This window comes from Streptomyces sp. NRRL F-5650 (assembly GCF_000721365.1).
GTDB classification, from domain to species: Bacteria; Actinomycetota; Actinomycetes; order Streptomycetales; family Streptomycetaceae; genus Streptomyces; species Streptomyces ardesiacus.
The window spans coordinates 222527-242200 of record NZ_JOGV01000009.1; the positions used below are offsets into that span (position 1 = coordinate 222527).

The window sequence follows — 19674 nt, forward strand, 5'->3', positions numbered from 1 at the left end:
GCACGAGGCATACGTCACATCGTCGTGTGGGGTGGGGAGCGGTGGGCAGGGGCGGAACAGCACAGCTTGCGGCGCGGGGGCGGGGTGACGGAATTTCTGCAGCTCAGCCGGGATTCCCGCGCAAGGAACGCACCTCGTGTCCGAGCCGCCGCGTCCCAGTGTGCGGGCACACCGCGCAATGGATTGGACAGGCGGGCCGGGCTTCGCCCCATGATGGAAAAGTCTCGGCCGAGCAAAGCACGCGTGAAGACACGCGCACAAACGGAGAAGGAGTCACCGTGAGGGTCGGAATCGTCGGAGCCACCGGTCAGGTCGGCACGGTCATGCGCAGGATCCTCACGGAACGGAACTTCCCCGTCACCGAGCTGCGCCTGTTCGCCTCGGCGCGCAGCGCGGGCAAGGAGCTGGACGGCGTCACGGTGGAGGACGCGGCCACCGCGGACTACTCCGGGCTCGACATCGTGCTGTTCTCGGCGGGCGGTGCCACCTCCAAGGCGCTGGCCGAAAAGGTCGCCTCGCAGGGTCCCGTCGTGATCGACAACTCCTCCGCCTGGCGCCGCGACCCCGAGGTGCCCCTCGTGGTCTCCGAGGTGAACCCGCACGCGGTCGCCGACCGCCCCAAGGGCATCATCGCCAACCCGAACTGCACCACCATGGCCGCGATGCCGGTGCTGCGTCCGCTGCACGCGGAGGCGGGCCTGGAAGCCGTGGTCGTCGCCACCTACCAGGCCGTGTCCGGTTCCGGCCTGGCCGGGGTGGACGAGCTGTTCGAGCAGGTCCAGAAGGTCGGCGCGGACGCCCCCAGGCTGACCCACGACGGCTCGGCGGTCGAGTTCCCGAAGCCGGAGAAGTACGTGGCGCCGATCGCGTACAACGTGCTGCCGCTGGCCGGCTCGATCGTCGACGACGGTCTGCACGAGACGGACGAGGAGCAGAAGCTCCGCCACGAGTCCCGCAAGATCCTGGAGATCCCGGAGCTGAAGGTCTCCGGCACCTGTGTGCGCGTGCCGGTCTTCAGCGGCCACTCCCTGCAGATCAACGCCCGTTTCGCCCGTCCGCTCGGCGTGGAGCGCGCCAAGGAGCTGCTGGCCGGCGCCCCCGGCGTCGCGCTCACCGAGGTGCCGACCCCGCTGCAGGCGGCCGGCCAGGACCCGTCGTACGTCGGCCGCATCCGCCGGGACGAGACCGTGGACAACGGCCTCGCCCTGTTCGTCTCCAACGACAACCTGCGCAAGGGCGCGGCGCTGAACGCGGTGCAGATCGCGGAGCTGGTGGCGGCGGAGCTGAAGGGCTAGGGGGTGTCGTTCGGATCACCCCGCGTCTGCGGCCTGATCCGAACGACACCCCTGGTCCCTGGTGACCTCGTAGAGGAAGCAGCCGTACTCGACGGCCCGGACGTGGACGAACGCCACGGCCGGGTCGTCGAACGCTTCCCGGAGGCCGTACGCGAAGGCGCCGGGGTCCCCGATCAGCCGCCCGCCCAGGATGTGCCCGTCGGCGGAGTAGCGGCGCAGGATGCGGTGCGAGTTGGTGAAGGGGAGGCCGTCCGTCTCCGGTCCCGTGCACGCGCCGGCGTGGATGAAGACGGGGCCCTGCTCGTCGTAGGCGCCCGGGTCGGCGCCCGTGGCCGACGCCCAGCGGCGCAGCGGGGCGTAGGAGACGAGCGCGATGCGCTCACCGGCGCGGCTGTGGCGCAGACAGCAGCGCAGCGGGGCGCCGCCCTCGTCGTCGGTCACGGGGGCGGGGACGCGGCCCGCGTCGTCGGTGGCGCGCAGTTCGTCGAGGGTGGCCGGGGGGACGGCGTGTGCGGTGCACTCGTTCATGGGCCCAGGCTCGCGCGCGGACGCGCCGCGCACCGGCGGAAATCGGACATCGCGTTGGACACAGAACACGTGGAAGGATGGCAGAACCCACACATAACGAGGAGATGACCGCGTGCCTGGCACAAACCTGACTCGCGAAGAGGCGCGGCAGCGGGCGACGCTGCTGACCGTTGACTCGTACGAGATCGATCTCGACCTCACCGGCGCGCAGGAGGGCGGTACCTACCGGTCCGTGACCACGGTGCGCTTCGACGTCGTCGAGGGCGGCGGCGAGTCCTTCATCGACCTGGTCGCGCCGACGGTCCACGAGGTGACGCTGAACGGCGACGCCCTCGACGCCGCCGAGGTGTTCCAGGACTCCCGCATCGCCCTGCCGGGGCTGCTGCCGGGGCGCAACATCCTGCGCGTGGTCGCCGACTGCGCGTACACCAACACCGGCGAGGGCCTGCACCGGTTCGTCGACCCGGTGGACGACCAGGCGTACCTGTACACGCAGTTCGAGGTGCCGGACGCGCGCCGGGTCTTCGCCAGCTTCGAGCAGCCGGACCTGAAGGCGACCTTCCAGTTCACCGTGAAGGCGCCCGAGGGCTGGACGGTCGTCTCCAACTCGCCGACGCCCGAACCGAAGGACAACGTCTGGGAGTTCGAGCCGACCCCGCGCATCTCGTCGTACATCACGGCGCTGGTCGTCGGCCCGTACCACTCGGTGCACAGCGTGTACGAGAAGGACGGCCAGTCCGTCCCGCTCGGCATCTACTGCCGCCCCTCGCTGGCCGAGCACCTGGACGCGGACGCGATCTTCGAGGTCACCCGGCAGGGCTTCGACTGGTTCCAGGAGAAGTTCGACTACCCGTACCCGTTCAAGAAGTACGACCAGCTCTTCGTGCCGGAGTTCAACGCGGGCGCGATGGAGAACGCGGGCGCGGTGACCATCCGCGACCAGTACGTGTTCCGCTCCAAGGTGACGGACGCCGCGTACGAGGTGCGGGCCGCCACGATCCTGCACGAGTTGGCGCACATGTGGTTCGGCGACCTGGTCACCATGGAGTGGTGGAACGACCTGTGGCTGAACGAGTCCTTCGCCACCTACGCCGAGGCCGCCTGCCAGGCCGCCGCGCCGGGGTCGAAGTGGCCGCACTCGTGGACGACGTTCGCCAACCAGATGAAGACCTGGGCGTACCGGCAGGACCAGCTCCCGTCCACGCACCCGATCATGGCGGACATCAACGACCTGGACGACGTGCTCGTCAACTTCGACGGCATCACGTACGCCAAGGGCGCCAGCGTCCTCAAGCAGCTCGTGGCGTACGTCGGTGAGGACGCGTTCTTCCGGGGCGTGCAGGCGTACTTCAAGCGGCACGCGTTCGGCAACACCCGTCTGTCGGACCTGCTGGGCGCGCTGGAGGAGACCTCCGGGCGCGACCTGAAGACCTGGTCGAAGGCGTGGCTGGAGACGGCCGGCATCAACGTGCTGCGCCCGGAGATCGAGACGGACGCGAACGGCGTCATCACCTCCTTCGCCATCCGCCAGGAGGCCCCGGCGCTCCCGGCCGGCGCCAAGGGCGAGCCGACGCTGCGCCCCCACCGCATCGCGATCGGCGCCTACGACCTCGACGGCGACGGCAAGCTGGTGCGCGGGGACCGGGTCGAGCTGGACGTGGACGGCGAGCTGACGTCCGTGCCGGAGCTGGTGGGCAGGCCCCGCCCGGCGGTGCTGCTGCTGAACGACGACGACCTGTCCTACGCGAAGGTCCGCCTGGACGAGCAGTCCCTGGCCGTGGTCACCGAGCACCTCGGCGACTTCACGGAGTCCCTGCCGCGCGCCCTGTGCTGGGCGTCGGCGTGGGACATGACCCGGGACGCGGAACTGGCCACCCGGGACTACCTGTCCCTCGTCCTGTCGGGCATCGGCAAGGAGTCCGACATCGGTGTCGTGCAGTCGCTGCACCGCCAGGTGAAGCTGGCCATCGACCAGTACGCCGCCCCGAGCGCCCGCGAGGCGCTGCTCACCCGCTGGACCGAGGCCACGCTGGCCCACCTGCGGGCCGCCGAGGCGGGCAGCGACCACCAGCTCGCCTGGGCGCGGGCCTTCGCGGCGACGGCCAGGACGCCGGAACAGCTCGACCTGCTGGACGCGCTGCTGGACGGCACGAAGACGATCGAGGGCCTGGCCGTCGACACCGAGCTGCGCTGGGCGTTCGTGCAGCGGCTCGCGGCCGTGGGCCGGTTCGGCGGGTCGGAGATCGCGGCGGAGTACGAGCGGGACAGGACCGCCGCCGGTGAGCGCCACGCGGCCACCGCGCGGGCGGCCCGCCCGACCGAGGCGGCCAAGGCGGAGGCCTGGGAGTCGGTCGTGGAGTCCGACAAGCTGCCGAACGCCGTGCAGGAGGCGGTCATCGCGGGCTTCGTCCAGACCGACCAGCGCGAGCTGCTGGCGCCGTACACGGAGCGGTACTTCGAGGCGCTGAAGGACGTCTGGGAGTCCCGTTCGCACGAGATGGCCCAGCAGATCGCGGTCGGCCTGTACCCGGCGGTGCAGGTCTCCCGGGAGACCCTGGACCGCACGGACGCCTGGCTGGCCTCCGCCGCCCCGAACGCGGCCCTGCGCCGCCTGGTCTCGGAGTCCCGCTCGGGCATCGAGCGCGCGCTGAAGGCCCAGGCCGCGGACGCGGCGGCGGCCGAGTAGGCCGCGGTACGCGGGGAGGGGCGCCCGGCACGTGCACGACGCGGGCGCCCCTCGCACGTGTACACCCCGGCCCGGGGGCGGGCCCGCCGGCTTCGGCAGGCCCGCCCCTCCACCCGCCCGCCCCGGGCAACCGCCCCGCCACCCGAAGCCCCCGGCACCGCCCGCGGCCTCGGCGGAAAACCGCGCCACGGCACCACGCCCGCCCGCATGCCGCACGGCGGGCGGGCGTCCCGGTCCTGCCCCGCCCCGCGGGGGCCCCGGACTCCTGCCCGGCGTCCCCGTGGAACCCGCGGCGGCGCGGCCCGTGCGCCGGGTGGCCCAGGGCACGGCCGCGGTGAACCCGCCGGACCCGGCAGGGCGCGTCCGGCTCCGCCTCCGGCACCGTGTCGGGCGTTCCCAGGGCGTTCCCGGGGCGTCCTCAGGCGTTCCGTTCGTCCGCCGCCGTGCGCAGGGCCTCCAGGACCGTGGCGACGGCCGCGGCCTGCTCCGCTCCCCTGCGCACGGCCGCGACGACGTGCCGGACGGGGCGGTCCTCGCGCAGCTCGCGCATCACCACCCCGTCCCGGGGGACGGCCGCCATGCGCGGTACCAGGGCGACGCCCATGCCCGCCCCGACCATGGCGAGGATGGCCGGCCAGCCGGCCGCCGCGTGGCCCTGGTGCGGCCGGAACCCGGCGGCCTCGCAGGCCCCGCGCGTGATGTCGGACCAGGGCCCGCTGCCGCCGAAGATCCACGGCTCGGCGGCGAGGTCCGCCAGCCGCAGCCCCTCCGCGCGGGCCAGCGGGTGGTCGCCGGGAAGGGCGACGTCGAGCGGGTCGGCGAGCAGCGGGACGCGGGTGAAGCGCGGGTCGACGGCGCTCGGCGCCTGCGCGGCCAGCGACAGCGCGAGGTCGACCTCCCCGGCGGCCAGCAGCTCGTACGCCTCCTGCGCCTCGGCCTCCCGCACCCGCACCGCGATCCCGGGACGCGAGGCACGCAGCGCGGTGACGGCCGGTACGACGAGGGCGGGTACGGCGGTGGAGAAGGCACCGACCCCGACCTCGCCCGCCTCCCCGCGGACGTGGGCCGCCAGTTCGGCGTCGGCGCGCTCCAGTTGCTCGAACACCGCCTCGGCGTGCCGCAGCACCAGTCGCGCCGCGTCCGTCAGCCGGACCCTCCTGCCGTGGGCCCGCAGCAGCTCCACCCCGAGCTGCCGGGAGAGGTTCGTCAACTGCTGGGACACGGCGGACGGCGTCATGTGCAGCGCCTCGGCCGTCGCGGTCACCGTGCCCCGTTCCCGCAGCGTGCGCAGGATCTGCAGCTTGCGGAGGTCCCAGTCGGCCATGGCGGCAACCTACCGCCGGGCCCCCGCGCCCAGGACGACGCCACCGAGGATCAGCGCCATGCAGCCCGCCTGCGCCCAGCCGGTCGGCTCGGCGAGCAGCGCCCAGGACAGCAGGGCGACGCACACCGGCTGGAGGTAGTAGACGACCCCGGCGCGGGACGGGCCGATCAGGGAGATCGCCTTGTTCCAGGCGAAGAAGGCCACGGCGGAGGAGGCGACCCCGACGTAGAGGATCGGCCAGACGGTGCCCGGCGTCGGCTGGAAGCCGCCCTGGACGGCGAGGCTGACGCCCTGGGCGGGCAGCAGCAGGACGGTGCCGACCAGGAACGTGGTGAACAGGAACCCGGCCCCGTCCAGTCCCTCGGGCCTGCGGCGCAGCAGCGCGCTGTAGGACCCGAAGCAGCACGCGGCGGCGATCATCCACAGGTCCCCGGCCGAGAACGACGTCCCGTCCCCGCCCACGAGCAGCAGGACGCCCGCGCAGGCGATGGCCAGCCCGGCGATCCGGCGGGAGCCGAGCCGGACGCCGCCCGCGCGTTCGTAGACGGCCATGAGCACGGGGGACGCCGCCATGATCATGCCCATGTTGGCGGCGGGGGTGGTGACGCCGGCCTGGTTGACGAGGGTGTTGTAGACGGTCACGCCGAGCAGCGAGGCGAGGACCACGAAGCCGAGGTGGCGCCGGATCAGCGCGCGCTGCCGCCAGGCCCGCCGGGCGCCGAAGGGGGCGACGACGGCGAGGGCCACCACCCAGCGCCAGAACGCGTGCTGGACCGGCGGCACACTGTCGCCGAGGGCCCGCGAGGTGACGAAGCTGCCGGACCAGACGAGGGTGGCGAGGACGGCGAGCGCGAGCCCGAGGGCGACGGGCGCCGGCGGCCGAGTCGCGGTGGTCTCCCGGGAGGGGACGCTCTCGGTCGGGTTCCGGTGGGCGGCTGTGGCCACGAAGGTCCTTTCCTGGTCGGAGGCATGGCGGGCCTACCGTCGCAGGGCCGGACCCATCAGGTCCATCGAATCTTTTCGATCGTTCTTTGAAGCAGAACCGAACGGTGCGGCTCCCGCGACCGTCCGCCCGCGCGGCACCCGCTGCCCCGCCAGGGTCGCCCCGAACGCCAGCGCCATGCCCGCCAGTTGCACCGGACCGAGCGCCTCGCCCAGCACGGCCCAGCCGATCACGGCGGCGGTCAGCGGCGAGAGCGGACCGAGGAAGGTGACCTGCGTCGCCGAGAGCCGGCCGATGCCGCGGAACCAGAGCCAGTACGCCAGCGCCGTGTTGCCCAGCGCCAGGTACAGGTACCCGCCGGCCGCCGGGCCGTCCAGCGCGGGCGGGGCACCCTCGACCACCAGGGCGAGCGGGGCCAGGAGCAGGCCGCCCGCGGTCAACTGCCAGGCGGTGAGGGCGAGCGGGCCGACCCCGTCGGGACGGCCCCAGCGCTGGGTGAGCACGACGCCCGCGGACATGGACACGGTGGAGGCGACGGCCGCGAGCAGGCCCAGGGCGTCCAGTCCCCCGGCAGCCTCCAGCACCACCAGGCTGACGCCGGACGCGGCGACGACGCCGGTGAGGACGGACCGGGCCGCGGGCCGCTGCCCGAGGAGCAGCGCCGAGAAGCCGACGACGAGGAGCGGGCCGGCCGAGCCGACGACGGCGGCCATCCCGCCGGGCATCCGGTAGGCGGCGAGGAACAGCAACGGGAAGAACGCCCCGATGTTCAGCACGCCCAGCACCGCCGCCTTGCCCCACCAGGCACCGCGCGGCAGCACCCGGGCGAGGGCGAGCAGCAGCAGACCGGCGGGCAGGGCGCGCATCAGTCCGGTGAACAGGGGCCGGTCGGGCGGCAGCAACTCGGTGGTCACGGCGTAGGTGGTGCCCCAGGAGACGGGGGCGAGGGCGGTGAGCGCGATGAGGGCAGGGCGAGCGGTGCTGGCGGGAGCAGCGGTGCGGGCGGCGGCCATGGGGCACCCTTCGGAGGCGAATGAAGCTCGTCGGCAAGTAGCTTACTTCCAAGCAAGTTTCCGTCAAGCTACTTTCTTGCGGCCGAGCGGAAGAGCCTCGATACTCGTCCCATGACTGAACGTCCCCCCCAGCCCGGACCCCGCAAGGACCCCGTCGACGTGATCGTCGACCAGTGGGCGGAGGTCCGGCCCGACCTGGACACGGCCGGCATGGAGGTGTTCGGTCGGATCTTCCGGCTCTCGCGCGCGATGGGCGACCGGATGGAGCGGGCCTACGCGCGCTTCGGCATCTCGCGGGGCGAGTTCGACGCCCTGGCCACCCTGCGCCGCTCGGGCGAGCCGTACACGCTCTCCCCCCGGCAGCTCTCGGCCGCGCTGATGCTCACCACCGGCGGCATGACGGGGCGGCTGGACAAGCTGGAACGGGCGGGCCTGCTGCGCCGCTCCCCCGACCCGCACGACCGCCGGGGACTGCAGGTCACGCTCACCGACCGGGGGTTGCAGCTCATCGACGAGGCGGTCGGCGCGGGCCTCGCCGCCCAGACCGAGGCGCTGGCCTCCCTGGAGCCGGAGCGCGCCGCCCACCTGGCCGGCCTGCTGCGGGACCTCCTGGCCGCTACGGAGAAGTAGGGCCGCCCCTTCGAACGCGGACGCGGACGCGGACGGGGGAAACGACCGAGGGCGCCGTCCCCGTCGGCGTACGGCTGGTGCGCGTACGTACGGCGGGGGCGGCGCCCTCGGTCGGGCTGGGGCGGTGGGCCGGGCGGCGGGTCAGGCCTTCGCGCCGGCCTTGACCTTGGCGCTGGCCTTGGTCCTGGAGCCGGGGGTCTTCACCAGGTGGTCCGGGTTGGACCGGTCCAGGACCATGACCAGGCCCGCGACGATCACGAACAGCGCGATCGGGGCCAGGACGTAGAGGCCCAGCGTCTCGACGACGCTCAGGCCGGTGCCGGGGTCGTCGCCGTCGTCGCGCGTCAGCGCGAGCGCGGGGGACGACATGAGCAGCATCATCAGCGTCGTACCGGCTGCCAGGGCGCCGGCGCGCAGGGCGTTCTTCTTGTCCACGGTGCCAAGTTAGCGAACGGTCCCGGCGCCCGCGCGCCCGGGGTGCCCGTACGGGGCCCGCGGGCGCCCGGCTCAGCCGCCCCTGCCGCCGTCGCCCTCCCGCCGGGCGTCCCGCGCGGCATCGCGCACGGCGTCGACGAGGGCGTGCAGCCGGGGCGAGGCGGCCAGGTCCTCAAGGGTCACCGGGCGGCCCCCGGCACCGGCGACGGGCAGCCGCCAGTTCGGGTACTGGTCCCAGGTGCCCGGGAGGTTCTGCGGGCGGCGGTCGCCGACGGCGTCCGGGAGCCAGATGCCGACCATGCGGGCGGGGGTGCGCAGCAGGAAGCGGTGCACGGCCTGGATCCCGGCCTCCTCGGCGGGCGTGCCCGCATCGCCGCCGGTGCCGTGCAGCAGCCCGAGCCGGGCCAGTACGTCCAGCCACTGCGCGGTGTCCGCGGCGGCCTCGGCGCGTTCCTCCTCCAGCGGGCGGGTGAGCAGGCCGAGCCGGTCGCGGAGTTCGACGTGCTCGCCGGTGAGGCGGGCGGCGGTGGGGGGCAGGTCGTGCGTGGTGGCGGTGGCCAGGCAGTCGGCGCGCCACCGCTCGGGCGGCAGGGGACGGCCGTCGCCGGTCCAGTCCCGTTCGAACCACAGCACCGAGGTGCCCAGCACCCCGCGCTCGCGCAGCGTCTCGCGCACGCCGGGTGCCACGGTGCCCAGGTCCTCGCCGATGACGACGGCACCGGCCCGGCTCGCCTCCAGGACGAGGACGGCGAGCATGGCCTCGGCGTCGTAGTGGACGTAGGTGCCATCGGTGGGCGCGTGGCCCTCCGGGACCCACCAGAGCCGGAACAGGCCCATGACGTGGTCGACGCGCAGTCCTCCGGCGTACCGGAACAGGCCGCGCAGCAGCTCCCGGAACGGCGCGCAGCCGGAGTCGGCGAGGCGGTCCGGGCGCCAGGGCGGCAGCCCCCAGTCCTGGCCGAGCGCGTTGAAGGCGTCCGGCGGGGCGCCCACCGACATGCCGGCGGCGAAGTACTCCTGCTGCGCCCAGGAGTCGGCGCCGCGCGGGTGCACGCCGACGGCGAGGTCGTGGACGATCCCGACCGGCATGCCGGCCTCGCGGGCGGTGCGCTGGGCGGCGGTGAGCTGGGTGTCGGTGAGCCAGGTGAGGCGGGAGTGGAAGTCGACGCGGTCCATCAGCTCGCGGCGGGCGCGGTCGGTCGCGGCCGAGCGGGGGTCGCGCAGGCCCTCGGGCCACCGGTGCCAGTCGGAGCCGTGGATCTCGGCGAGAGCGCACCAGGTGGCGTGGTCCTCCAGGGCGGTGCCCCGCTCGGCGAGGTAGTCGCAGTAGGCGGCGCGGCGGCCGGGCCCGAGGGGAACCTCGTGGAGCTGTTCGAGCGCCTCGCGCTTCAGCTCCCACACGGCGTCCCGGTCGATGAGGGCGTCCTTCTCCAGCACGCCCTCGCGCAGCCGCCCGGCCCGTTCCCGCAGGGCCCGGGCGCGCTCGGGGTCGGGGACGTACGCGAACTCGGGGACGTCCTCGATCCGCAGGTGCACGGGGTCGGGAAAGCGGCGCGAGGAGGGCCGGTACGGGGAGGGGTCGGTGGGGGCGCCGGGTACGGCCGCGTGCAGCGGGTTGACCTGGACGAATCCGGCGCCGAGGGCGCGTCCGGCCCAGGCGGCGAGTTCGCCGAGGTCGCCGAGGTCGCCCATGCCCCAGGAGCGGCGGGAGAGGAGGGAGTAGAGCTGGACGAGGAATCCGTGGGAGCGGGTGGCGGGGCCGGGCAGCCGGTCGGGCGCGACGATCAGGTGGGACACGGCAACCCGGCCGTCGGGCGCGGTGGCGGTCAGCCGGTGGACGCCGGGCGGCAGCGGCCGGGTGCCGTCACGGCGTTCCCCCTGCTCGGTGTCGACCCGCAGCCGCGTGCCCGGCGGGAGGGCGGCCAGCGCGTCCGGGGTGCCGCCGCCTTCCCAGCGGACGACGGTGGGCGGCAGCAGCCGTTCGCGCAGCTCGCTCTCGCGTGCGGCGAGCGCGGCCCGTACGGCACCGGGGCTGCTCGTGTCGACGCCGAGGGCGGCCAGCGCGAGGGTGACGGCGGTGGCCGAGGCCGGGACGGTGCGGTCCGGGGAGGGGCGGTAGGAGGTGGCGACGCCGTGCAGGGCGGCGAGCCTGGTCAGTTCCTCGGGAAGGTCCCCGGCGGGGGGCTCGGCCGGCTGCGCTGCGGGCATCTGCTTCCTCTACGACCTCGTGGGTTCCGGGACGGGGACGGCGAAGGAGGGGCCGCCCTGCTCCGGCACGTCGGCCGTGAGTTCGGGCGAGGACTCGCTGGTCAGCGGTACGGCGTCGGCGAACGGCGACTCGCTGGTGAGGGGTTCGGCGTCGGGCAGCGGCGGTTCGCTGGTCAGCGGGGTCTCGGCACAGCTTCCGGTGGCGCCGAAGACGCAGTAGTGCGGGGTCTCGGAGTCGGCGGAGGGCTCCGCCCAGGGGGTGGACGGCTCCGCCACGGGTTTGGAGGGGGCCGGCAGCAGAAGGGGCGCCAGTGCAGCCACGGGGGTCTCCTTTGGATCAGGCTCTGGGTCGGACGGTGGAACGGGCTCGGGATCGGGCAGGGCGTCGAGCACGCTTGTGGCGAGTTACGGCAGCCCCTACCCAGTCCCCGCGAGGACAGACGCCCCAATACCACCAACGTGGTCCTGGTCACATCCACCCCCTTCCGAATCAACGCAGAACCGGCCAAAAAATCACCTAACCCGAGCGCGGATCGCACAAACTGGTCACGCACGCACGCCGCTCCCCGGCGGATCCCCTTCAGCTATCCACTCAGTACATGTACTCGGCGAATACTGATCCCCATGAGCACCCGTCACATCCTCCTGGGGCTGCTCGCTTCGGGGCCGAGCCATGGCTACGACCTCAAGCGGCGGCACGACGAACGCTTCCCCCAGGCCCGCCCGCTGGCGTACGGGCAGGTCTACACGACGCTGCAGCGCCTGGTACGGGACGGACTCGCCGAGGTCGACGGCACCGCCTCGGACGGCGGCCCGGAGCGGACCGCGTACCGCGCCACGGACGAGGGAAGGCGTGAACTGGAGCGCTGGTCGGGCGAGATCGCGCCGCCCGCCCCCTTCGTGACCAACGAGATCTTCGCCAAGGTCGTCGTCTCGATCCTCACCGGTGGCGACGCGGGCACCTATCTGCTGGCCCAGCGTGCCGCGCACACGGGCCGGATGCGGGAGCTCACGGCGGTCAGGACGGCCCCGGGCGCGGATCTCACCACCGTGCTCTCGGCCGACTACGCCCTCAGCCACCTCGACGCCGACCTCCGCTGGATGACGACCACGGCGGCCCGGCTCACCACCCTGACCACGGAGGTCCGTACGGCATGACGCACGGGGACACGGGCTCGGCCCCGACCGGCCACGACACCGCGACGCCGGCATCGGCGGTGCACGCCTCGTACGTTGCGGACCCGCCCCGTCGGCTCGCCCACGCACTCGACCGCTTCAACGCGGCTCACCCCTGGGACCACAACGCCCACTACCACCGCTGGATCCTGCGGCAGCTCCCCCGCCGGTTCGGCAGCGCGCTGGACGTCGGTTGCGGCACCGGCGACCTGGCCCGTCTGCTCGCCACCCGCGCCGCCGAGGTCCACGGCGTCGACTCGGACCCCGTGATCGTCTCGCGGGCCCGCAGGCTGACCCCGGAGGCGACGGCGGCGTCCTTCACCGTCGCCGACGCCCCGACCGAACTCCCCGCCGGACCCCACGACGTCATCACCTGCGTCGCCACCCTCCACCACCTGCCGTTCACCCAGGCGCTGAGCGGCTTCCGGGGTCACCTCGCGCCCGGCGGCACCCTGGTCGTCGTCGGCCTCTACCGGCCGCAGACCGCGGCGGACCACCTGCTCGCCGCGACCGCGGTCCCCCTGAACGCCGCCACCGGTTGGCTCAAGAACAAGGGCCGGAGCACGGCTCCGCCCACCTCGATGACCGCCCGGACCCGACCGGCCGACATGCCCTTCCGGGACATCGCCGAAGCGGCCCGCACGGTTCTGCCCGGCGCCCGGCTGCGCCGCCGCCTCTTCTGGCGCTACAGCCTCGTCTGGCGCCGCCCCTGACGGCAGCCCCCTTCGGGAGCGTCAGGCCGAGATGCCGTCGATCCGGGCCATGGCGTCCTCCGCGCCGTACGGCTGCAAGTACGGGAGCCAGCGCGGGTCCCGGTGGCCCGTGCCGATGATGCGCCAGGCCAGGCCGGTCGGCGGGGCCGGTTTGTGGCGCAGGCGCCAGCCCAGTTCGACCAGGTGACGGTCGGCCTTGACGTGGTTGCAGCGCCGGCAGGACGCCACCACGTTGTCCCACGCGTGCAGGCCCCCGCGGCTGCGCGGAACGACGTGGTCGACGCTGGTGGCGACGGCGCCGCAGTACATGCAGCGGCCGCCGTCGCGGGCGAAGAGGGCGCGGCGGGTGAGCGGGACGGGGCCCCGGTAGGGCACCCGGACGAAGCGCTTGAGCCGGACCACGCTGGGTGCGGGCACGGTGACGGTCGCGCTGTGCAGGTAGGCGCCGGACTCCTCGAGGCACACGGCCTTGTTCTCCAGGACGAGGACGAGCGCGCGGCGGAGCGGTACGACGCCGAGTGGCTCGTACGACGCGTTGAGGACCAGGACATGCGGCACGGGTGCCTCCTTGGGCGTCGGCGGCGCGTGGCTCGCGCCGGGACGATCTGGTTCAGTCTCCCCTCATGGCTGGTCGTAGCGCCACCATGTCCCGGTAACGGGCTGGGAGTGTTTTCGACCACACGGGTCCCGGCTCCACGGGCGTGACCAGTCCGGGCGCGGGTGAGCGGCGTCCCGCCCGCCCTCTTCGGGCCGGACCGCGTCCGGTGCCCCGTTAGTGTGGTGCTTCTGCCCGTCCGGTGACCATTCCGTGACCTTGGACCGGACCTCGGACCGGACCGCGCAGGACGGGCCGCCGCATCTGGAGGTTTCCACCGTGTCCCTGTCAGCCGCCGTCCTACTGGCCGCCGGTTCGTCCTCGCCCTCGCCGTCCCCGACCCCGTCGGACCCGACCGTGCCCTCGCTGCGGGAGGCCCACGAGAGCGCGACCAACGCCGCGGGCTGGGTCGAGGAGAACTGGTCGACGTGGCTCGCGATCGGGCTGCGGGTGCTGCTGATCGTGGCCATCGCGGTCGTGCTGCGCGCGGTGGTGCGGCGGGCGATCACCAAGCTGATAGAGCGGATGAACCGCACGAGCGGTTCGTCGGCCGGCACCGCGCTCAGCGGGCTGCTGGTCAACGCCGAGCGGCGCCGCCAGCGCTCGGAGGCCATCGGGTCCGTCCTGCGTTCGGTGGCCAGCTTCCTCATCCTCGGCACCGCCGCCCTGATGGTGCTGGGCACCTTCCAGATCAACCTGGCCCCGCTGCTGGCCTCCGCCGGTGTCGCGGGCGTCGCGATCGGCTTCGGTGCCCGCAACCTGGTCACCGACTTCCTGTCCGGCGTCTTCATGATCCTGGAGGACCAGTACGGCGTCGGCGACAGCATCGACGCGGGCGTGGCCTCCGGCGAGGTCATCGAGGTCGGCCTGCGAGTGACCAAGCTGCGCGGCGCCGAGGGCGAGATCTGGTACGTCCGCAACGGCGAGGTCAAGCGCATCGGCAACCTCTCCCAGGGCTGGTCCACGGCCGGCGTCGACGTGACCGTCCGCGCCGACGAGGACCTGGACAAGGTGAAGGAGACCCTCGCCGCGGTCGGCGAGCGGATGAGCAAGGAGGAGCCCTGGAACGAGATGCTCTGGGGGCCGATCGAGACCCTCGGGCTGGACTCCGTGCTCCTCGACTCCATGGTGGTGCGGGTCTCCGCCAAGACCATGCCCGGCAAGTCCCTCACGGTCGAGCGTGAGCTGCGCTGGCGCATCAAGCGGGCCTTCGACGCGGCCGGCATCGCGATCGTCGGCGGTGCCACCGTGCCGCTGGAGGGCGCCCCGGCCGCCGCCGACCCGACGGCGGGCGTCGCGGCGCCGTCGGCGTACGCGAGCACCTCGTCGCCGCAGTCCCTCGCGGCCTCGCCCATTCCGCCGCCCAGCACCAGCAAGTAGCGCCGCCGGGCTCCCGGCCCTTCCCGCCCCCGGGGCAACGACCGCGTCGCCCCGGGGGCGGTCTCTTGACGGCACCTCCCGGGCGGGCCTACGTTCTCCGTCCAACAGGAAACCTTCCTAACAGACACACGGGAGGGCGTTTCCCGTGATCCACGCGGTGGACTTGGCCCACCGCCCCTGAAAAGCTGAGCGGCCGAGAGGCAGGTGTGGACACGCATGGCAGGAACCGCCGGTACGCCGGGCACCCCGCGCGTCCTGCGCGCCATGAACGACCGGGCCGCCCTCGACCTCCTGCTGGCGCACGGGCCGCTGTCCCGGACCCGGATCGGCAAGCTGACCGGCCTGTCGAAGCCGACGGCCTCGCAGTTGCTGGCCCGGCTGGAGGCGGCGGGTCTGGTGCTCGCCGGGGGCACGACGGAGGGGCGCCCCGGGCCCGGCGCCCAGCTCTACGAGGTCAACCCGGCCGCCGCGTACGCCGCCGGGCTCGACGTCACCCCGGGCCGCATCCTGGCCGCGGTCGCCGACGTCACCGGCCGCACGGTCGGCCGGTACGAGCTGCCCACCCCGGGGCGGCGCCCCGCCGCGCCCGTCGTCCGGCAGGTCACCGACGCCCTCGACGGCGCGGTGAAGGCGGCCGGGCTGGACCGCGGTGCCGTGCACCGGCTCGTCATCGGCACCCCGGGCGCCTTCGACCCGGGCACCGGGCGGCTGCGCTACGCCTCCCACCTGCCCGGCTGGCACTCCCCCGCCCTCCTGGACGAACTCGCCGCCGCGCTGCCGATGCCGGTGGAGTACGAGAACGACGTCAACCTCGCCGCCGTGGCCGAGCAGCGGCTCGGTGCGGCCCGGGGGCACGAGGACTTCGTGCTGCTGTGGAACCAGGAGGGCCTGGGCGCCGCCCTGGTCCTCGGCGGCCGGCTGCACCGCGGCTGGACCGGCGGCGCCGGCGAGGTCGGGTTCCTGCCCGTGCCGGGCGCCCCGCTGGTCCGCAAGGTCAGCCGTACCGGCAGCGGCGGCTTCCAGGAGCTGGCCGGTTCCCAGGCGCTGGCGGGACTGGCCCGGGAACTGGGGGTCGCCGAGGTCCCCTCGGGGCCGTATCCCGAGGTGGCCGCCGCCCTGGTCGCCCGCGGCGCCCGGGCCGGCCGCGACGACGGCCCGCACCGCCGGCTGCTGCGGACCTACGCCACCCGCCTGGCCACCGGCCTCGCCTCCCTCGTCTCCGTACTCGATCCCGAGCTGGTGGTCCTGAGCGGTACCTCGCTGACCGCCGGCGGCGAGGCGCTGCGCGACCTGGTCCGCGACGAGCTGGAGGAACTGGCCGCCTCCAGGCCCCGGCTCGCCGTCGGCGAGGTGACCGAGCACCCCGTTCTGCGCGGCGCACTGGAGAGCGCGCTCGCGACCACCCGCGACGAGGTCTTCGACACCTCGCGCTGACCCCGCGCCCCCGACTCGCCCCGTCCCGACGCGCCCCATCCACCTGTCCCCACCCTGCCCCTGGGAGCCTCGCCATGCCCGGAATATCCAGAAAAGCGGCCCTGGCCGTCGCCGCCTCCGCCTCCCTCGCCCTGCTCGCCACCGCCTGTACCGGCCAGGCGGAGACCGGCGCCTCCGACGACCCGGACGCCGAGACGACCATCACCTTCTGGCACGGCTGGAGCGCCCCCGCCGAGGTGGAGGCCGTGCAGGCCAACGTGGACCGGTTCGAGAAGGCGCACCCCAACATCAAGGTGAAGGTCGTCGGCAACATCAACGACGACAAGCTCAACCAGGCCCTGCGCGCCGGCGGTTCGAGCGGCCCCGACGTGGTGTCCTCGTTCACCACCTCCAACATCGGCAAGTTCTGCTCCTCGGGCGCCTTCCTCGACCTGAAGCCGTTCGTCGAGAAGTCGAAGCTCGATCTGGACGCCCTGATCCCGAAGCCGATGCTGGACTACACGCAGTTCGACGGCACGCGCTGCGCCCTGCCCCTGCTCGGCGACGCCTACGGCCTCTACTACAACAAGGACGCCTTCGAGGCGGCCGGGATCAAGGCGCCGCCGAAGACCTGGTCCGAGTTCGCCCGGGTGGCGAAGAAGCTGACCAGGACCAGGGGCGACGGGTACGAGCGGCTCGGCTTCATGCCGAACTACCACGGCTACGAGACCGTCGTCGACCACTACATGTCCCAGTGGGACCACGCCTACTTCGACGCGGACGGCAGGTCCAACGTCGCCAAGGACCCGGCGTTCGCCGAGATGTTCACGTACCAGAAGAAGCTCGTCGACGACCTCGGCGGCTTCGAGAGGCTGGAGAAGTACCGCAACACCTTCGGCGACGAGTGGGGCGCCAAGCACCCCTTCCACACCGGCCAGGTGGCCATGCAGCTCGACGGCGAGTGGCGGCTCGGCATGGCGAAGGACGCGGGCGTCGGCTTCGAGATCGGCACCGCCCCGATGCCCGTCGCCGACGACGAGGCCGACGAGTACGGCAAGGGCTTCCTGTCCGGCACCGTGATGGGCATCGCCCCGCACAGCAAGAAGCAGAACGCGGCGTGGGAGCTGGTGAAGTACATGACGACCGACACCGAGGCCGTCGTCGCCTTCGCCAACGCCATCCGCAACGTGCCCTCCACCTTCCCGGCCCTCAAGTCGCCGGGCCTGAAGACCGACCCCGAGTTCAAGACCTTCCTGGACATCGCCCAGCACCCCGAGTCGAACTCCCCGCCGGCCTCCGTCAACGGCGCCACCTACCAGCTCACGCTCCAGGACTTCGGGTACCAGTACGAGTCGGGCAGGGTGAAGGACCTCAAGGCGGGGCTGGAGAAGACCGCCGAGCAGATCGACCGCGACATCGAGCAGACGAAGTAGCGGTCCATGGCATCCGCGACCTCCACGACCTCCACGCGCGCCCCCCGCGCCCCGCGCGCGCTCCGTGCCAGGCGCCGGCGCTCGGCGCTGCGCACGGTGGCCTTCATGTCACCGTGGCTCGTCGGGTTCGGCGTCTTCTTCGCCTACCCCCTGGTGTCCACCGTGTACTTCTCGCTGATGAAGTACGACGGCTTCGGCGTCCCGGAGTTCCGGGGCCTGGAGAACTGGGCGTACGTCTTCCAGGACTATCCGCTCTTCTGGCCGGCGCTGCGCAACACCCTGTGGCTGGTCCTGGTGATGGTGACCTGCCGGGTGGTCTTCGGCCTCGGCGTCGGGCTGCTCATCACGAAGATCAAGACCGGCGCCGGGATCTTCCGCACCCTCTTCTACCTGCCCTACCTCGCCCCGCCCGTCGCGGCGACCCTGGCCTTCGTCTTCCTCCTCAACCCCGGTACGGGACCGGTCAACTCGGTCCTGGAGGGCCTGGGCGTGCCCGCGCCCGGCTGGTTCACGGACGCGGCCTGGTCCAAGCCGGCGCTGACCGCGCTCGCGGTGTGGGGCGTGGGCGACCTGATGGTCATCTTCATGGCCGCCCTGCTCGACGTGCCCAAGGAGCAGTACGAGGCGGCCGAGCTGGACGGGGCGTCGGCCCGGCAGCGGTTCCGGTTCGTGACGCTGCCGAACATCTCGCCGATCGTGCTGTTCGCCGTGGTCACGGGCGTGATCCAGACGATGCAGTACTACACGCAGCCGCTGGTCGCCGGGAAGGTCGCCTCCGGGATCATCGGCGGCTCCGGGCAGTCCTTCGAGCCCGGCTACCCCGACAAGTCCACCCTCACCCTCCCCCAGCTCGTCTACAACCTCGGCTTCCAGCGCTTCGACTACGGCTCCGCCTGCGTGGTCGCGCTCGTGCTGTTCGCGCTGGCGATGGCGTTCACGGCGCTGCTGATGCGCCGCCGGGGCGGTCTGATCCAGGCAGGTGACCGATGACCCAGGTATCGACGGCTCTTCCGCCGGCCCGGCCCGCGCCGGCCGGGGGCCCGCCGCCCGCAACGAAGCGCACCGCCCGCCGGCGGGTGCTGCTGCACTGGATCGGCGTCCACGCGCTGGGCGTGGCCGCCGCCCTCTTCTTCACGCTGCCGTTCGTGTTCGTGGTGCTCACCTCGCTGATGAGCGACCAGCAGGCGCTCACCCGCGACCTGTGGCCGCACACCTGGGAGTGGGGCAACTACCGCACCGTCCTGGACACGCCCGGCTTCCTCACCTGGTGGAAGAACACGCTGCTGTACGCGGGGCTCGGCACCGTGCTGACGGTGGCGTCCTCGGTCCCGGTGGCGTACGCGCTGGCCAAGTTCCGCTTCCGGGGCCGGCACCTGTCCCTGATGCTGGTGATCTCGATGATGATGCTGCCCCCGCAGGTGGTCGTCATCCCGATGTACCTGTTCTGGGCGAAGCAGCTCGACCTGTCCGGCACGCTGTGGCCGCTGATCGTCCCGATGGCCTTCGGCGACGCCTTCTCCATCTTCCTGCTGCGCCAGTTCCTGCTGACCATCCCGGACGAGTACCTGGACGCGGCGAAGGTCGACGGCTGCGGGGAGCTGCGCACCCTGCTGAAGGTGGTCCTGCCGATGGCGAAGCCGGGCATCGCGGCCGTGGCCCTCTTCCAGTTCTTCTACGCCTGGAACGACTACTTCGGCCCGCAGATCTACGCCTCCGAGAACCCCGGCGCCTGGACCCTCTCCTACGGCCTGGAGTCCTTCAAGGGCGCCCACCACACCGACTGGAACCTCACCATGGCCGCGACCGTGCTGGTCATGGCCCCCGTGATCCTCGTGTTCTTCTTCGCGCAGAAGGCGTTCGTCGAGGGCGTCACACTGACCGGAGTAAAGGGTTGATGACTGC

At 73.1% G+C, this 19674-nt stretch carries 18 protein-coding genes; 10 read left to right on the plus strand and 8 right to left on the minus strand.

Features of this window, described 5'->3' with window-relative positions; all coding sequences use genetic code 11:
• Nucleotides 1–278: 278 nt before the first annotated feature.
• On the plus strand, nt 279–1295 hold the full coding sequence (locus tag IG88_RS0111500; RefSeq protein ID WP_031038475.1) for an aspartate-semialdehyde dehydrogenase: 1017 nt from the start codon (nt 279–281) through the stop codon (nt 1293–1295).
• A 15-nt stretch (nt 1296–1310) separates the two neighbouring features.
• On the opposite strand, the gene IG88_RS0111505 is transcribed toward IG88_RS0111500, so the two are convergent.
• Complete coding sequence (locus IG88_RS0111505; protein WP_051851874.1) at nt 1311–1823, minus strand: DUF1203 domain-containing protein; 513 nt, start codon at nt 1821–1823, stop codon at nt 1311–1313.
• Between the two features lie 112 nt (nt 1824–1935).
• On the opposite strand from IG88_RS0111505, the gene pepN reads away from it, so the two are divergent.
• Nucleotides 1936–4509 carry an aminopeptidase N gene (gene pepN / locus IG88_RS0111510; RefSeq protein WP_031038479.1) on the plus strand — a complete coding sequence of 858 codons (2574 nt, stop codon included), beginning with the start codon at nt 1936–1938 and terminating at the stop codon, nt 4507–4509.
• A gap of 418 nt (nt 4510–4927) precedes the next feature.
• Here the strand turns inward: pepN and IG88_RS0111515 are convergent, their stop codons facing one another.
• The 3 genes from IG88_RS0111515 to IG88_RS0111525 are packed head-to-tail and all read right to left on the minus strand — an operon-like array spanning nt 4928 to nt 7789.
• Nucleotides 4928–5833: a LysR family transcriptional regulator gene (locus tag IG88_RS0111515; RefSeq protein ID WP_031038481.1), complete on the minus strand. Its 906-nt coding sequence runs from the start codon at nt 5831–5833 to the stop codon at nt 4928–4930.
• Nucleotides 5834–5842: 9 nt separating this feature from the next.
• Entirely contained in the window at nt 5843–6778 is a 936-nt protein-coding gene (locus tag IG88_RS0111520) for a DMT family transporter (RefSeq protein ID WP_031038484.1), read from the minus strand.
• A 33-nt stretch (nt 6779–6811) separates the two neighbouring features.
• Complete coding sequence (locus tag IG88_RS0111525; protein WP_051851875.1) at nt 6812–7789, minus strand: DMT family transporter; 978 nt, start codon at nt 7787–7789, stop codon at nt 6812–6814.
• Nucleotides 7790–7900: 111 nt separating this feature from the next.
• Between IG88_RS0111525 and IG88_RS0111530 the strand changes: the two genes are divergently transcribed.
• Nucleotides 7901–8419, plus strand: coding sequence for a MarR family winged helix-turn-helix transcriptional regulator (locus IG88_RS0111530; protein ID WP_031038490.1), 519 nt, complete (start codon nt 7901–7903; stop codon nt 8417–8419).
• Between the two features lie 141 nt (nt 8420–8560).
• Here IG88_RS0111530 and IG88_RS0111535 read toward each other — a convergent pair whose 3' ends face one another.
• From IG88_RS0111535 to IG88_RS0111545, 3 genes are all read right to left on the minus strand, one after another.
• A complete protein-coding gene (locus tag IG88_RS0111535) occupies nt 8561–8854 on the minus strand; it encodes a hypothetical protein (RefSeq protein WP_031038491.1) in 294 nt (97 codons plus the stop codon).
• Nucleotides 8855–8926: 72 nt separating this feature from the next.
• Nucleotides 8927–11062: a 4-alpha-glucanotransferase gene (gene malQ, locus IG88_RS0111540; protein ID WP_031038494.1), complete on the minus strand. Its 2136-nt coding sequence runs from the start codon at nt 11060–11062 to the stop codon at nt 8927–8929.
• 9 nt (nt 11063–11071) lie between these two features.
• Entirely contained in the window at nt 11072–11383 is a 312-nt protein-coding gene (locus tag IG88_RS0111545; protein WP_030399971.1) for a hypothetical protein, read from the minus strand.
• A 303-nt stretch (nt 11384–11686) separates the two neighbouring features.
• Here IG88_RS0111545 and IG88_RS0111550 point away from each other — a divergent pair, with 303 nt between their 5' ends.
• Both IG88_RS0111550 and IG88_RS0111555 read left to right on the plus strand, forming a co-directional pair.
• Nucleotides 11687–12220, plus strand: coding sequence for a PadR family transcriptional regulator (locus tag IG88_RS0111550; RefSeq protein WP_031038498.1), 534 nt, complete (start codon nt 11687–11689; stop codon nt 12218–12220).
• Nucleotides 12217–12951 carry a class I SAM-dependent methyltransferase gene (locus tag IG88_RS0111555; RefSeq protein ID WP_078861471.1) on the plus strand — a complete coding sequence of 245 codons (735 nt, stop codon included), beginning with the start codon at nt 12217–12219 and terminating at the stop codon, nt 12949–12951. The genes IG88_RS0111550 and IG88_RS0111555 overlap by 4 nt, the downstream gene beginning before the upstream one ends.
• A 21-nt stretch (nt 12952–12972) precedes the next feature.
• On the opposite strand, the gene IG88_RS0111560 is transcribed toward IG88_RS0111555, so the two are convergent.
• The gene (locus IG88_RS0111560; protein ID WP_030399972.1) at nt 12973–13509 is read right to left on the minus strand and encodes an HNH endonuclease; all 537 of its coding nucleotides are present in this window, start codon (nt 13507–13509) and stop codon (nt 12973–12975) included.
• Between the two features lie 316 nt (nt 13510–13825).
• On the opposite strand from IG88_RS0111560, the gene IG88_RS0111565 reads away from it, so the two are divergent.
• The 5 genes from IG88_RS0111565 (at nt 13826) to IG88_RS0111585 (ending at nt 19667) form a co-directional block, all read left to right on the plus strand.
• On the plus strand, nt 13826–14926 hold the full coding sequence (locus IG88_RS0111565; protein WP_031038505.1) for a mechanosensitive ion channel family protein: 1101 nt from the start codon (nt 13826–13828) through the stop codon (nt 14924–14926).
• Between the two features lie 216 nt (nt 14927–15142).
• Nucleotides 15143–16360 carry an ROK family transcriptional regulator gene (locus IG88_RS0111570; protein ID WP_031038508.1) on the plus strand — a complete coding sequence of 406 codons (1218 nt, stop codon included), beginning with the start codon at nt 15143–15145 and terminating at the stop codon, nt 16358–16360.
• A gap of 74 nt (nt 16361–16434) precedes the next feature.
• On the plus strand, nt 16435–17772 hold the full coding sequence (locus tag IG88_RS0111575; protein ID WP_031038510.1) for an ABC transporter substrate-binding protein: 1338 nt from the start codon (nt 16435–16437) through the stop codon (nt 17770–17772).
• 6 nt (nt 17773–17778) lie between these two features.
• Nucleotides 17779–18762 carry a carbohydrate ABC transporter permease gene (locus tag IG88_RS0111580; RefSeq protein ID WP_051851876.1) on the plus strand — a complete coding sequence of 328 codons (984 nt, stop codon included), beginning with the start codon at nt 17779–17781 and terminating at the stop codon, nt 18760–18762.
• Nucleotides 18759–19667, plus strand: coding sequence for a carbohydrate ABC transporter permease (locus IG88_RS0111585; protein WP_031038516.1), 909 nt, complete (start codon nt 18759–18761; stop codon nt 19665–19667). Before IG88_RS0111580 ends, IG88_RS0111585 begins: the two co-directional genes overlap by 4 nt.
• The last annotated feature ends 7 nt before the right edge of the window (nt 19668–19674 follow it).